The 11,993-nt window shown below is 70.4% G+C and carries 9 protein-coding genes and 1 pseudogene; 3 read left to right on the plus strand and 7 right to left on the minus strand.

The window, feature by feature from the left end; genetic code table 11:
- Positions 1–373: 373 nt before the first annotated feature.
- Both ACIBQX_RS03255 and ACIBQX_RS03260 read right to left on the minus strand, forming a co-directional pair.
- Entirely contained in the window at positions 374–1,570 is a 1,197-nt protein-coding gene (locus ACIBQX_RS03255) for a hypothetical protein (protein ID WP_397000060.1), read from the minus strand.
- A gap of 194 nt (positions 1,571–1,764) precedes the next feature.
- Positions 1,765–2,862 carry a HesA/MoeB/ThiF family protein gene (locus ACIBQX_RS03260; protein ID WP_397000062.1) on the minus strand — a complete coding sequence of 366 codons (1,098 nt, stop codon included), beginning with the start codon at positions 2,860–2,862 and terminating at the stop codon, positions 1,765–1,767.
- Positions 2,863–2,984: 122 nt separating this feature from the next.
- Here ACIBQX_RS03260 and ACIBQX_RS03265 point away from each other — a divergent pair, with 122 nt between their 5' ends.
- Positions 2,985–6,182, plus strand: a complete 3,198-nt coding sequence (locus tag ACIBQX_RS03265) for a BTAD domain-containing putative transcriptional regulator (protein WP_397000064.1) — start codon at positions 2,985–2,987, stop codon at positions 6,180–6,182.
- Positions 6,183–6,192: 10 nt separating this feature from the next.
- On the opposite strand, the gene ACIBQX_RS03270 is transcribed toward ACIBQX_RS03265, so the two are convergent.
- Together ACIBQX_RS03270 and ACIBQX_RS03275 are read right to left on the minus strand one after the other, a co-directional pair.
- Positions 6,193–7,059, minus strand: a complete 867-nt coding sequence (locus ACIBQX_RS03270) for a bile acid:sodium symporter family protein (RefSeq protein ID WP_397001518.1) — start codon at positions 7,057–7,059, stop codon at positions 6,193–6,195.
- 93 nt (positions 7,060–7,152) lie between these two features.
- Positions 7,153–7,616 (minus strand): annotated as a pseudogene (locus ACIBQX_RS03275) (methyltransferase domain-containing protein).
- 108 nt (positions 7,617–7,724) lie between these two features.
- On the opposite strand from ACIBQX_RS03275, the gene ACIBQX_RS03280 reads away from it, so the two are divergent.
- The gene (locus ACIBQX_RS03280; RefSeq protein WP_397000066.1) at positions 7,725–7,958 is read left to right on the plus strand and encodes a hypothetical protein; all 234 of its coding nucleotides are present in this window, start codon (positions 7,725–7,727) and stop codon (positions 7,956–7,958) included.
- Positions 7,959–8,149: 191 nt separating this feature from the next.
- Here the strand turns inward: ACIBQX_RS03280 and ACIBQX_RS03285 are convergent, their stop codons facing one another.
- Positions 8,150–8,575, minus strand: a complete 426-nt coding sequence (locus ACIBQX_RS03285; RefSeq protein ID WP_397000068.1) for a hypothetical protein — start codon at positions 8,573–8,575, stop codon at positions 8,150–8,152.
- A 521-nt stretch (positions 8,576–9,096) separates the two neighbouring features.
- A complete protein-coding gene (locus tag ACIBQX_RS03290; RefSeq protein WP_397000070.1) occupies positions 9,097–10,179 on the minus strand; it encodes an ADP-ribosylglycohydrolase family protein in 1,083 nt (360 codons plus the stop codon).
- A 207-nt stretch (positions 10,180–10,386) separates the two neighbouring features.
- On the opposite strand from ACIBQX_RS03290, the gene ACIBQX_RS03295 reads away from it, so the two are divergent.
- Positions 10,387–11,655, plus strand: a complete 1,269-nt coding sequence (locus ACIBQX_RS03295; RefSeq protein WP_397000072.1) for a PHB depolymerase family esterase — start codon at positions 10,387–10,389, stop codon at positions 11,653–11,655.
- Positions 11,656–11,692: 37 nt separating this feature from the next.
- Here the strand turns inward: ACIBQX_RS03295 and ACIBQX_RS03300 are convergent, their stop codons facing one another.
- Entirely contained in the window at positions 11,693–11,983 is a 291-nt protein-coding gene (locus ACIBQX_RS03300) for a CU044_2847 family protein (RefSeq protein ID WP_397000074.1), read from the minus strand.
- Positions 11,984–11,993 lie beyond the last annotated feature (10 nt).

Here is an 11,993-nt window from a genome sequence, read left to right on the forward strand (position 1 = left end):
TCCGCCTCGGAAGCTCAAGAGCGCCGCATTAGGCATTGCCGCCCTGGTGGTGACGCTCGGTGCATTCTCTGCGCCGAGCTCAGCAGTCACGACCTCCAGCACGGGATCTCTCTCCGACATCCCGTATACGTACTGCTGCAGTTTCTTGGGAACCAGCGCAGCGGATGCCAAGAATTACTGCGAGAATTACGGTCGCCATGGACAGCAGCGCGCGTGGTGGACCTCCTGGAGTTGCGGCGGGGAAAATCCTGCTCAGCTATGGGTGAAGCGCACCGGCAATCCTTGATCGCTGACTCTCGAACGTCATGAGCCCGCGGTTGACTACGGCGTCGGCGTTCGACCAGTTCGGAGGCCGGCGGCCGAGGGCGCGGCCTCAGAGGAGTTCGCCGACCCGGCGCAGGCGGCGCTCGCGGAGGGCGAGCAGTGGGGGGAGGCCGAGTTGTACGGCTATGTACACGGCAACGGCGAGCGCCTCCCAGAAGCCCGCCGAGCCGATCGGGCCGGCGCCGAACTGGGTCAGCGCCCAGCCTCCCAGCGAGACGGCCAGCGGCAGCACGCCCGTGACGAGTATCCAGGCCATGGCGGCGATCCCGGCGACGTACGGCACCACGAACCACCGGGCGACCTGGAGATCACGCGCGCTCATCTCGGACAGCTCGGTGGCCTCGTCCGGGGTGAGCCGGAACAGCTTGGCCTTGGCGGTCAGCCAGGTCGTCCGGTAGAGGTTGTGGCAGCGCAGCGCGTTCGCGAGCAGCGCGTACGAGTCGCTGCGCAGCGGCAGCGCGGCCCACTGCCAGACGATGCCGAGGAGCTGGAAGAGCACCACGGCGGCCAGGACGTCGTCGACGGCGGCGGGGAGATCGAGCAGGCGCAGGCCCAGGGCCGTGGCCACGACGACGGTGTCGATGGCCATGCCCGCCAGGTAGACCCCGTAGCGGCGATCGCGCGGCACCGTGACGATCTGGGTGAGGTCCGTCTCGTACACGACGTACACGCCCCGATAGCTGACCCGGAAGATCGCCGGCACGCCGATCGCGCGTCCGGCGAGCCAGTGCCACGACTCGTGCAGAGCACCGAACCCGATGCCGAACAGCAGCCAGGTGAACGCGGACAGGCCGGGGCTGGGCAGCAGCCAGGCGTCGTCCCAGGAGGGACGCAGTTCGGGGCGCAGCAGCATGAGAGCCACCACGACCACGGCGGCGGCCCCATAACACGACCAGGCGGCGGGCCCGAACAACCGGGCGGCGGTTCGCGGGCTGACCCCTTCGATCCATCGGATCCGCCCGCGCCCGCCGGTCACCTCGGCCGGCGGGTCGAGCAGCCCCGCGGCGGTGAGGCCGTCGATGAAGTCGGTGCCGTCCACCGGTTCGCCCGCGATCTCGCCGGCCCGGGCGGTGGCCTCGGCCAGCGAGCCGGTCTCCTGGAGCGTGGTGACGAAGACCGCGCCCGGTTCCGGCACCGCGACGAAGACGCCCGACTCGGCACGACCGAGGATCCACGCCTCGCCGTCGAAGGACACCGTCAGCCGTGCGGCCCGCTCGCGCAGCTCCTCGTCCAAGAATGCGGTCATCGGAAATCTCCCAGGAACCCCCGCCTTCAGGCGGGGAGGAATCGGACCCCTGCGGAGCAGGGCAGGGACAGGCGGGAAAGGGCCGCACCCCGATCGGCAGGAGTGCGGCCCTTCGGCCGATTCTCAGGAATCGGGGTGGATGAGCCCCGTGAGCCGGGTGTTCTCGACTCGCTTGATCTCGATCTTCATGTGGATCACCTCCCTCCGCATATCGGACAGTCGGGGTCACGTGGCCACTCGTCCTGACTCGTCGCACAGCCGTGCGCGAAGTCGATGGTGAGTGGCCGACCGGCGTACGCCGGTGGCTCGAAGCCGGTCAGGTAGCGCAGCACCTCGAAGGCGCCGAAGGCCCCCAGCAGGCCGGCGACCGGCCCGATGCCGCGGTTGACCGTCGGTCTGCTGACGAACAGGCGGTTGGCGGCGATGGCGCTCGCGAGGGCCGGGTCGTCCGGGTCGGGGAAGTCGTCCGGGTTCGAGGGGTCGGCCGGTACGCAGGCGCGGCACGCGCTGACGCCCGGGTTCACCGACCAGACCGTCCCGGTGGTGACCGATATGCCGCCACGGACGAACGGCACGCCATGGCGCACGCAGGCCTCGTTCACCCAGAGGTCGATCCGGTTCGGCCGATCGATGCCCGAGGCCACCACGTCGGGCCCGATGCGGCGGATCAGGGCGGCGAGCTGCTCCGGTCCCGCGACGTCGGCGTCGATCGCCTCGACCTCGATGGCCGGATCGAAGGCCCTGACCCACGCCGCGGCGCGTTCGACCTTGCGCGCGCCGATGTCGTCCTGGCGGTAGAGGTACTGCCGGGCGAAGTTGCGCGGTTCCACGGTGTCCCGGTCGAGCAGTGTCATCGCGCCGACGCCGAGCCCGGCGAGGTGCGGGATGGTGTTGGAGTTGAGGCCGCCCGTGCCGAGCACCAGCACGTGTGCTGCGCGGAGGCGGCGCTGCAGGTCCTCGCGGCTCCGGTCGAGGCCGCTGAACGACTCGAAGAAGGCCAGGTTGCTGAAATACCGTTCGGCGTCGGCGGGCTCCAGCAGGCCGAGCCGGTCGCCGTCCTCCAGCAGCCGCTCGGCGTCGAACGCCGCGACGGCGCCCCGTACGTCGGCCTCGTCCAGCGACAGCTCGTCCGCGAGCTCGGCGACGGTCCTGCCGCCCTCGCCGAGCAGGCCGATGAGCTTCTCCACCGTCCCGTCGGGGTCGGTCAGGATCAGCTGGTCGCGTGGGTCGTACACCAGCCGCAGCTCATCCCCGACCCGCTCCCAGGCGATGCCTTTGAGTCGTGGCCTCATCCGCGCATCAGCCAATCTCTTGAGATGGGATTTGGGGCACTGTGGCAGGCGTGCGCATGGATCCCGCATGGATGCCGCACGGAAATTGATCTTCAAGGGGTGGGTGGACTACCGTCTGGTCGGTGTCCTCGCCTGATGTCCGGTTCCTCCTTCTGGGCCCTCTGGAGATCGTCGTGAACGGCCGGACCGCGCATCTGACCGGCAGGCAGCGGGCGCTGCTCGCGGCCCTGCTCCTGGACGCCGGTCGTGTGGTGTCCGTGGGGCGGCTGGCCGACCACCTCTGGGGCGACGACCTGCCGCCTTCGGCCCCGGCCCGGCTGCGCGCGCTGATCGCGGAGCTCCGGCGGGCGCTCGGCCCTCATGGGCCGGACGTCATCCTCACCCGAAGCCCGGGATACCTGCTCCGCGCGGGAGCGGCCGCGGTGGACGCCGAGGAGCTCGCCTCTCTGGTGGAGAGCGCCCGCCGGGCGATGGAGGACGGCCGCCATCCGGACGCGACGGACCTGTACGACCAGGCTCTCGCGCTGTGGCGCGGCGACCCCTTCGCCGATCTGACCGGCCCTGCCGCGCAGGTGGAGCGATACCGGCTCGAGGAGCTCAGATGCGAGGCGGCCGAGGGGCGCGCGGCGGCGCTGCTGGGGATGGGGCGGGGCCGGGCGGCCATCCCGGGACTCACGCGGCTCCTCACCGAGCAGCCGCTGCGGGAGCGGCCACACGCCCTGCTCATGCGGGCGCTCCACGACGACGGCCGTCTTCCCGACGCGCTGGAGGTGTACCAGGATTTCCGGGCTCGGCTCGTACGCGATCTCGGGGTGGATCCAAGCCCCGAGCTGCAGCGGCTGCACCAGCGGATGCTGGCGGGGGGACCGGCGGCGGAGAGCGCCGGGCCGGCGCCGGTCCCCCGCCAGCTGCCGCCCGCGAGCAGCCGCTTCGTCGGCCGTGCGGCGGCGCTGCGGCGACTGGACGCCGGCCGGGTGACGCTCGTGGTCGGCCCCGCCGGTGTGGGGAAGACCGCGCTGGCGATTCACTGGGCGCATTCCGTGAGCGGACGCTTTCCTGACGGGCAGGTGTTCCTCGACATGCGGGGCTTCGACCAGCGGGAGCCGATGTCGTTGTCCGAGGCGCTGCAACTGCTGCTGCAAGGGTTCGGTGTGGCGGCGAAGGACATACCGGTCGAGCTGGACGCTCAGATCGCCCTCTATCGCTCGCTTCTGGCGGGGCGGCGCGTGCTGGTGGTTCTGGACGACGTCGCCGAGCCGGCGCAGGTGCGCGCGTTGCTGCCCGGTGACCCCGGCTGCCATGCCGTCGTGACGAGCCGCTACCGGCTGGGGAGCCTGACGGCTCTGGACGGGGTCGAGCGCCTCACGCTGGACGTGCTGGACCGTGAGGAGACGCGCCGGCTGCTCTCCCAGGGCATCGGCGAGGACCGGCTGCGCCGGGAGCCGGACGCCGCGGAGGAACTCATGACGCTCTGCGGCCGGCTGCCGCTGGCGCTGTCGATCGCGGTGTCCTGGATCGGCGACCACGAGCACCGGATGATCGCCCATTACGTCCGCCAGCTCGCCGACCGTGGGCGGCTGGTGAGGTTACGCGTGGAGGGCCACGAGAGCGTCGCCGTACAGGCTGCTCTCGATCTGTCGCACCGGGCGCTGCCGCCGGCGGCGCGGCGGATGTTCCGCCTGCTCGGCGTGGCGGGGGGCGGCCACATCTCCGCGGCCGCGGCGGCCGCCCTGACGGGAACGAGCCGCGAGCGGGCGGAGGACCTGCTCGGCGCCGCGGCGCGGATCCACCTGATCAGGGAGACCGGCCCGCAGCGTTTCGCCGCTCATGACCTGGTGGTGGAGTACGCCGCGCAACGCAGCCTCGAGGAGGACTCCGCGACCGAGCGGGAGGCCGCCGTCCGGCGGCTGCTCGACTACTACCTGTGTACGGTCGTCGGCGCGGTCGAAGTGGCCGGCTTCGAGGTCCCGGAGCTCGCCTACGATCATGCGCGGCCGGAGGTGACCCCGACGACCTTCGGCACCGCGCCGGACGCCCTCGACTGGCTCGACACCGAGTGGGACAACCTCGTGGCCGCCGTGTCGCACGCCGCCGCGCACGGGCCGCGGCCGTACGCGTGGCTGCTGGTCGAGGCCATGAAAGACGTCCTGCATCACCGGCGTACGCGCGGCGACTGGCTCCGTCTCGCGGAGATTGCGCTGGCCGCCGCCGAGAAGGAGCGGGACCTCCGGGGGCAGGCCGCGATGTGCCACTCGATCGGGCTGGCCCGATGGCGCATGACCGATCTCACGAGCGCCATGGATCATTACGAACGCGCGCTGGAGCTGTCCCAGCGGGCGGCGTGGCCGCAGGGTGAGGCCATGGCGCTGCAAGGCTGCGGCGTGGTGTGCAAACAGCTGGGAGAGCCGCACAAGGCCATCCCGCGCTACCAGCGGGCCGTGGAGATCCATCACGCGCTGGGGTCCAAACGTGGCGAAGCACGAGGACTGAACAACCTCGCCTCGGCCCACCTCATGCTCGCCCGGCTGAACCGCGCCGAGGAGTGCCTGCGGGCCTGCCTCCCCCTGACCGACGAGTCCGGCGACCGGCATCTCCGGACGCTGACCCTGGTCAATCTCGCCCTCGTCCGCTGGAAACAGGCCCGTCTCCCCGAGGCGCTGGAAGCCCTTGACGAGGCGCTGGCCGTGGCTCAGGCCGCCGGTCTGCGATACGCCGAGGCGGTGACGTACGAGACGTTCGGCTGGACCCATCGTGACGCGGGCCGTTACGAGCAGGCGATCGACGCCTTCGGCCGGGGCCTGGCCATCGCCGGGGAGGTCGAGAACAAGCGGTGCCAGATCGCCTCGCTCACCGGCATGGCGGGAGCGGAGCTGGAGCTCGGCAGGGCGGACGCCGCGCTCGCCCGCCTGGACGCCGCGCTGGAGCTCAGCGAGAACACCGGGACGGACCTGGACCAGGTGCTGCTGAGCCGCGCGGAGTTCCACCACCGCCAGGGCCGGTCGGCGGACGCGCGTCAAGAGCTGGACCGGTTGCTGGAGCCGGGACTCACGCTCACTCCGCTGGATCTGCCCCGGCTGCACGGCCTGCTCGCCGCCGTCCACCTGGCGGCGGGCGACGGCGAGCAGTGCGTGGAGGAGTGCGAACACGCCCTGGGCCTCGCGCGGCGATCCGGGCAGCGACTGGAGTACGCGCGCATCCTGGTGACGCTCGGTCATGCCGTGCCGAGCGAGGGAAGGTCGCATTGGGAACAGGCCCACGCGCTGTTCACGGCCATCGGCGCACCCGAACGGTCGACGACCGCGACGCTGCTCGGCCTGTGAACTCGTCCGTTCAGCCAGCGGCCGGCAGCCGGTCGTCGGGCTCGGTCACGCGGCGGCGGACGAGGTAGCCGAAGACCAGCGTGGTGCCGAACATGAGCACGCCGTAGACCGCCGGAGGCACGGCCATCGTCGAGTTGGCCAGCAGCGACGGGCTGAGCGCGATCGTGATGGCCAGCGTGCTGTTGTGGATGCCGATCTCCATGCCGGACGCGATCGCCTGCCGCCGCTCCACCTTGAACAGGCGCGGCAGCCAGTAGCCGATGGTGAGACTGATCGCGCTGAACAGCAGCGCCACCAGGCCGACGGAGGCGAGGTAGCCGCCCAGCCGCTCCCGTTCCTGCACGATCGCCCCGACGATCACGGCGGCCAGGACGATCGCCGACAGGATTCTGACCGGCTTGTCCATCCGGTCCGCGAACCTCGCGCCGAAGCGCCGTACGATCATGCCGATCGCGACCGGAACCAGCACGATGGCGAAGACCTGCACCACCTTGTCGGCCTGCAGCCCGATGTCCCGCCCTGATCCGACGAAGTGGTCCAGCGACAGGTTGACCACGACGGGCAGGGTGAACGCGGCCAGCACCGAGTTCACCGCCGTGAGGCTGACGTTCAGCGCCACGTCGCCGCCGAACAGGTGGCTGTAGAGGTTCGCGGTGGTCCCGCCGGGCGAGGCCGCGAGCAGCATCATGCCGGCGGCGAGCAGCGGCTCCAGCCCGAACAGCACGACGAGCCCGAAACAGACGACCGGCAGGACGAGCAGCTGGGCGACCAGGGCGATGACCACGGCCTTGGGGCGGGTGGCGATCCGCGCGAAGTCCTGCGGCGTGAGCGACAGCCCCAGCCCGAACATGATCAGCGCGAGTGCGGCGGGAAGCATGACTGTGGTGAGAACGGACTGCTGCACGGGTGGAACCACCGTTCCTCAGGGCGAGAACCGCTGCCCTTGTCTAACAGCCCGATCCCTCCCCGATCAATACATCCGCCCCATTCGTAACCTCCCGTCAGGTAAGGACCTCCGCCGCCACCAGAAACAGCAGCGCGGTGGCCAGGAACGGCCCGGCTCGGCCAGGACGATCCGTCCGCCGGGCCGGGCCACCCGCCGGAACTCGGCCAGCACTCGCGACGGATCCTCCACATGCTGCAGCGCGCACGAGCGCGGGCTTCGGCGAGCATCACCGGATCCCGGTCGACCCCGACCACCAGGCCGTCCGGCGCGACGAGGTCGGCCATGGCGGCGAGGTCCGTCCCCGGGCCGCAGCCGAGGTCGAGCACCCGCTGCCCGGGCCGGAGGTCGAGCAGGTCCAGAACCTGCCGCTTGTACGCCCGGCCCGGCGGGCTCGCGGCGACCTGGTCGAGATAGGCGATCGGGTCGGGGCGGGAGCGACTGTCGATCATGCCCACAGCCAAGCAGACGAATGTGCAGGTCCCGTGCATGCCTCTGGACCGACGGCTGCCTGATCAGCGGAACGGGGACAGGGCGGCGGGCCTGCCCGTTACCTGGCAGGCATTGTCACGGAGGCTCGACGTCCCTACGGTGGCGACATGAGATCCGAGGTGCTGGTGACCCTTCCGCCTCAAGGCCGTGATTGGTACAACGATCCGGCCGGCGTAGGCGCAAGAGGCGGCTGCAATCAGCATGGCATCTCCTGCCCCGAGTCGATCTACGCGAGCGTGGTCCTGCGCGACGGCGGCAGCGACGACGTGCGCTGGGCCGTGTGCCGGCGTGGCCTGATCGCCCTCAAGGGCGACGATCTCATCCCCGGAGCTGCACCGTAGACCACCCACCGGCGAGACGACACCCGGTGGAGCGGGCCGCATTCGACGGCCGGCGGGCGTTGCGGTCAATTCACCGCCCTCGCCTTTCACCTTCGGATGCCACGGCTTCTTTATGTCCAAAGACTTTAGATTTTTCTCTTCTACTTTTCGACCTCTCTGTTGGCGCCGCTCTCCTTGAGGCCTGATTGGGCCTACCTAATGTCGATGCCGCCCGGCTTGGGCTCTCCCGGCTTGGGCTCTCCCGGCTTCGGCTCTCCCGGCTTCGGCTCTCCTGGCTTGGGCTCTCCTGGCTTGGGCTCTCCCGGCTTCGGCTCTCCCGGCTTCGGCTCTCCCGGCTTCGGCTCTCCCGGCTTCGGGCCTTCCTTGTCGGGCTTCTGATTATCGATCCGAATGTCGATCTTGATCTTGCCTTCTTTGCCATGTCCGCCACCGTGCCCGCGGGCGCGGCACTTCTTTGGCCTCTTGTGGTACTTGCAGGGGTGGACGTCGGACACGGTCTGCGTGGTTGACACCTGGGCCGGGGTGCCGGCGCCGGCGGACTGAGCCGTTGTCGCCATAGGGGTGACGAGGGCTGTCGCCGCCATGGCGCTGGCAGCGAGAATATTCGTAAGTTTCATCACGAGATCCTTCTCTGAACTCCGGACAGGGGCCCGTACTTGAAACACCACGACGTTGCCGGTTGACGGCAGTATGGTGCTGGAATCCCTTTCACACTATGCAGGAGCGATGGACATACCTGCCCCGGAGGAGTAAAGGTCGAGACTTAGCCGTTTTGCTCGATAGTTCTCGCACTTAATCCATCGCAGTCGTTCGACTACAGCAAGTTACGGTCGCGATAATTGGCTGATTTTTCCCCAATCCGAATCTAAACGGATCACGGAATTCCCACGGAGCCGGACACGTGGCGCCCGAGAAAGCAGGACGCGGTAAAACGCCTGGGACGACAGCCGGACCATCGCGAATGCCTGCGGCGTCGAGGGCGACCGTACGCCCGGCGGCTGCTGGTGCGGGCTGGATCCGGGGTCCGGCCCGCCAAGGTGATGCGGCAGTAGACCACTGCCGGGGAGCCTTCCATCCGCACTTTAAGACACGACAGCACCCATGCTGACCGCACCGGGCAGGGCCCGCTGAGACCAGGTCAGGCGCCCGGATACTTGGCGAGCCAGTCCGTGCGCCCGGTGGTCCGGCGGCCCTGGGTCAGCTGGGTGACGAAGTCGTCGGCCAGTTCGGTGATGGTGGCGCGTCCCTCCAGGGTGTTCAGCCACTCGCCGGGCAGCACCGGTTCGCCGTGGACGGCGCCCAGGATGTTGCCGCACATCGCGCCTGTGGAGTCGCTGTCGCCCGAGTGGTTGACCGCCAGGAGCAGCGCGCGCTCGCCGTCGGGCTGGGCCGACGCGCAGTAGACGGCGATGGCGAGCGCCTCCTCGGCGACCCAGCCTCCGCCGAGGGTCTCCAGCTTCTCCGGGCTCGGGTCGCCCTGGCGGGCGAGGACGGTCGCGGCCCGGAGCGCCGCCGTGGTCTCCTCGTGCGCCGGGTAGGCGGCCAGGACCTCCAGGGTGCCCGTCACCGCGTCGGCCAGCGGCGCGTCGTGCACCAGGTGGTGGATCAGCACGGCGAAGGCGCCGGCCGCCAGCTGGCCGGTGGGGTGCCCGTGGGTGATCTGCGCGCATTCGGCGGCCAGCTCGAAGGCCTGCCGTGGTGAGCCGCCCATCAGCCCGAACGGCGCCGACCGCATGACCGTGCCGCAGCCTTTGGAGCGCGGGTTGATCTGCCCCGGCAGGCCGGGAGATCCGTAGTGGGCCGGTTCGGCGCGGAGCCCGGACAGGCAGGCGTTGCCGGGGGCGCGGCGGGCGTAGAGCCATCCCTGCTCACGCAGCCATCCCGTACGGTGATGCACGCCCTGGCCGGGCGGCGGCGCGTCGTACCTCTGGGTGTCCAGCCAGCGCAGGTAGGCCGAGCGCAGCACGGAGGGCGCGTGGCAGAAGCCTTTGAGCGTAGCGCGCACGTCGGCGCGGATGATGCCCTCCAGTGTGAAGAGCGTCAGCTGGGTGTCGTCGGTGACCAGCCCGATCTTCCCCCGCCAGTCCGCGACCGGGCCGGTCACTCCCGCGCGGCCGTGCAGGACGCGGATCCTGGCCAGTGACTCGAACTCGATCGGCGCGCCGAGGGCGTCCCCGATCGCGCCTCCGAGCACGCAGCCTCGCACCCGACCAGCATCCATGGTCACTCCGTTCTCCGCCGCCCGTCGCAGGCGACTCTAGACACCGGCGGAAAGTTTCACGAACCCCGACCGGCGAAGCGGGCATCGTCGCAGATCCCGGGCGAGGCCGCCCGCGGCGCCCGACCGTCGGCTTGCCGACCGAAACATTTCTGTCAGACTCCGGAATGTTTCGGGAACCCTCGCGGTCCAAGAGATTGAGGAGAGCGGATGAGGATCAAGAGCAGAGTCCTCGGCGCCCTGGCCGTCGCCGTGACGCTGATCGTCGCCGGGCTGATCACCGCGTCCCCCGCCCGCCCGGCCGCGCTGACCGAGGTGACGAACTTCGGCGCCAACCCCACCAACCTGCGCATGCACCTGTACGTGCCCGGCAACGTGCGGGCCCGGCCGCCGATCCTGGTGGCGGTGCACTACTGCACCGGCTCGGGCCCCGCCTTCCACTCCGGCACCGAGTTCGCCTCCCTCGCCGACCGGTACGGTTTCGTCGTCATCTATCCGTCGGCGACCCGAAGCGGCTCGTGCTTCGACGTCTCCTCGCCGCAGGCGCTCAGGCACGACGGCGGCAGCGATCCCGTGGGGATCGTCTCCATGGTCAGGTACGTCCAGCAGCGTAACAACGGCGACCCGGACCGGGTTTACGTCACCGGCTCGTCCTCCGGCGCCATGATGACCAACGTGCTGCTGGGCGCCTACCCCGACGTGTTCAAGGCGGGCGCCGCGTTCGCGGGTGTGCCGTTCGGCTGCTTCGCCACCACCGACGGCTCCGGCTGGAACAGCTCCTGCGCCAACGGCACCCTGATCAGGACCCCCCAGCAGTGGGGCGACCTCGTACGGGCCGCGTACCCGGGCTACAGCGGCCCCCGGCCGCGCATGCAGGTGTGGCACGGCACCCAGGACGACACCCTGCGCTACCCGAACTTCACCGAGGAGATCAAGCAGTGGACCGACGTCCACGGCCTCGGCCAGACCCCCACCTCCACCGACCGCCCCCGGTCGAACTGGACGCGCACCCGGTACGGCACCGCCGTGGAGGCGATCAGCCTGGACGGCGTCGGCCACAACATCCCGGGCGGCGGCATGGCAGCCCTGGCCATCGAGTTCCTCGGCCTCGACGACGGCGGCGGCCCCACGAGCTCCCCCACCGTGACCCCGACGCCTTCCGGCGCCTGCCGGGTCACGTACACGATGAACTCCTGGAACACCGGGTTCACCGCCGCGGTGACGATCACCAACACCGGAACGGCCACGGTCGGCGGCTGGTCGCTGGCCTTCGCGCTGCCGGCCGGGCAGACCGTCACCTCCGCCTGGAACGCCGCCGTCTCACCGGCCAGCGGCGACGTGACCGCGCGGGACGCCGGCTACAACGCCACCATCCCGCCGGGCGGCTCGGCCACCTTCGGCTTCCAGGCCACCCACAACGGCAACACCGCCGAACCGGCCTCCTTCACCCTCGACGGCTCGGCCTGCGAAGTCGCCTGACGTCCGCCGCCGGCCTCGCCAGGCCGGCGGCGCTCGTCTAGGACTTCCAGGTGAGGGTGACCTCGAAGTTGCCCTCCGTCGACGCCTTGGCGACCAGCCAGCTGGTGGTCCCGCTCACCTTGATCCCGAACTTCACCTGCACCTCGTCCGGCTTCACTTCCTTGATCTTGGCCAGCACCACGCGGGCGGCCTCGATGGCCGGCTCCAGCGCCTCCTGGACCGAGCCGGCGACCGCCTTGGCCCCGGCGGGCTGGTAGCCCGGCGGAGGGTCGATCTCGAAGGCCACGGTGGTGTGCTCGTCCACCTGATACCTGACGACGTTCGTCACATGCTTCCTC

Origin of the sequence: Nonomuraea sp. NPDC049714, from assembly GCF_044465295.1 — a bacterium.
Classification (GTDB): domain Bacteria; phylum Actinomycetota; class Actinomycetes; order Streptosporangiales; family Streptosporangiaceae; genus Nonomuraea.

What these genes read in the sequence shown, in the direction of transcription:
- ACIBQX_RS03255 (WP_397000060.1), bottom strand. Translation starts at nt 1,570, where the DNA reads ATGACCGCATTCTTGGACGAGGAGCTGCGCGAGCGGGCCGCACGGCTG.
- ACIBQX_RS03260 (WP_397000062.1), bottom strand. Translation starts at nt 2,862, where the DNA reads ATGAGGCCACGACTCAAAGGCATCGCCTGGGAGCGGGTCGGGGATGAG.
- ACIBQX_RS03270 (WP_397001518.1), bottom strand. Translation starts at nt 7,059, where the DNA reads ATGCTTCCCGCCGCACTCGCGCTGATCATGTTCGGGCTGGGGCTGTCG.
- ACIBQX_RS03280 (WP_397000066.1), top strand. Translation starts at nt 7,725, where the DNA reads ATGAGATCCGAGGTGCTGGTGACCCTTCCGCCTCAAGGCCGTGATTGG.
- ACIBQX_RS03285 (WP_397000068.1), bottom strand. Translation starts at nt 8,575, where the DNA reads ATGAAACTTACGAATATTCTCGCTGCCAGCGCCATGGCGGCGACAGCC.
- ACIBQX_RS03290 (WP_397000070.1), bottom strand. Translation starts at nt 10,179, where the DNA reads ATGGATGCTGGTCGGGTGCGAGGCTGCGTGCTCGGAGGCGCGATCGGG.
- ACIBQX_RS03295 (WP_397000072.1), top strand. Translation starts at nt 10,387, where the DNA reads ATGAGGATCAAGAGCAGAGTCCTCGGCGCCCTGGCCGTCGCCGTGACG.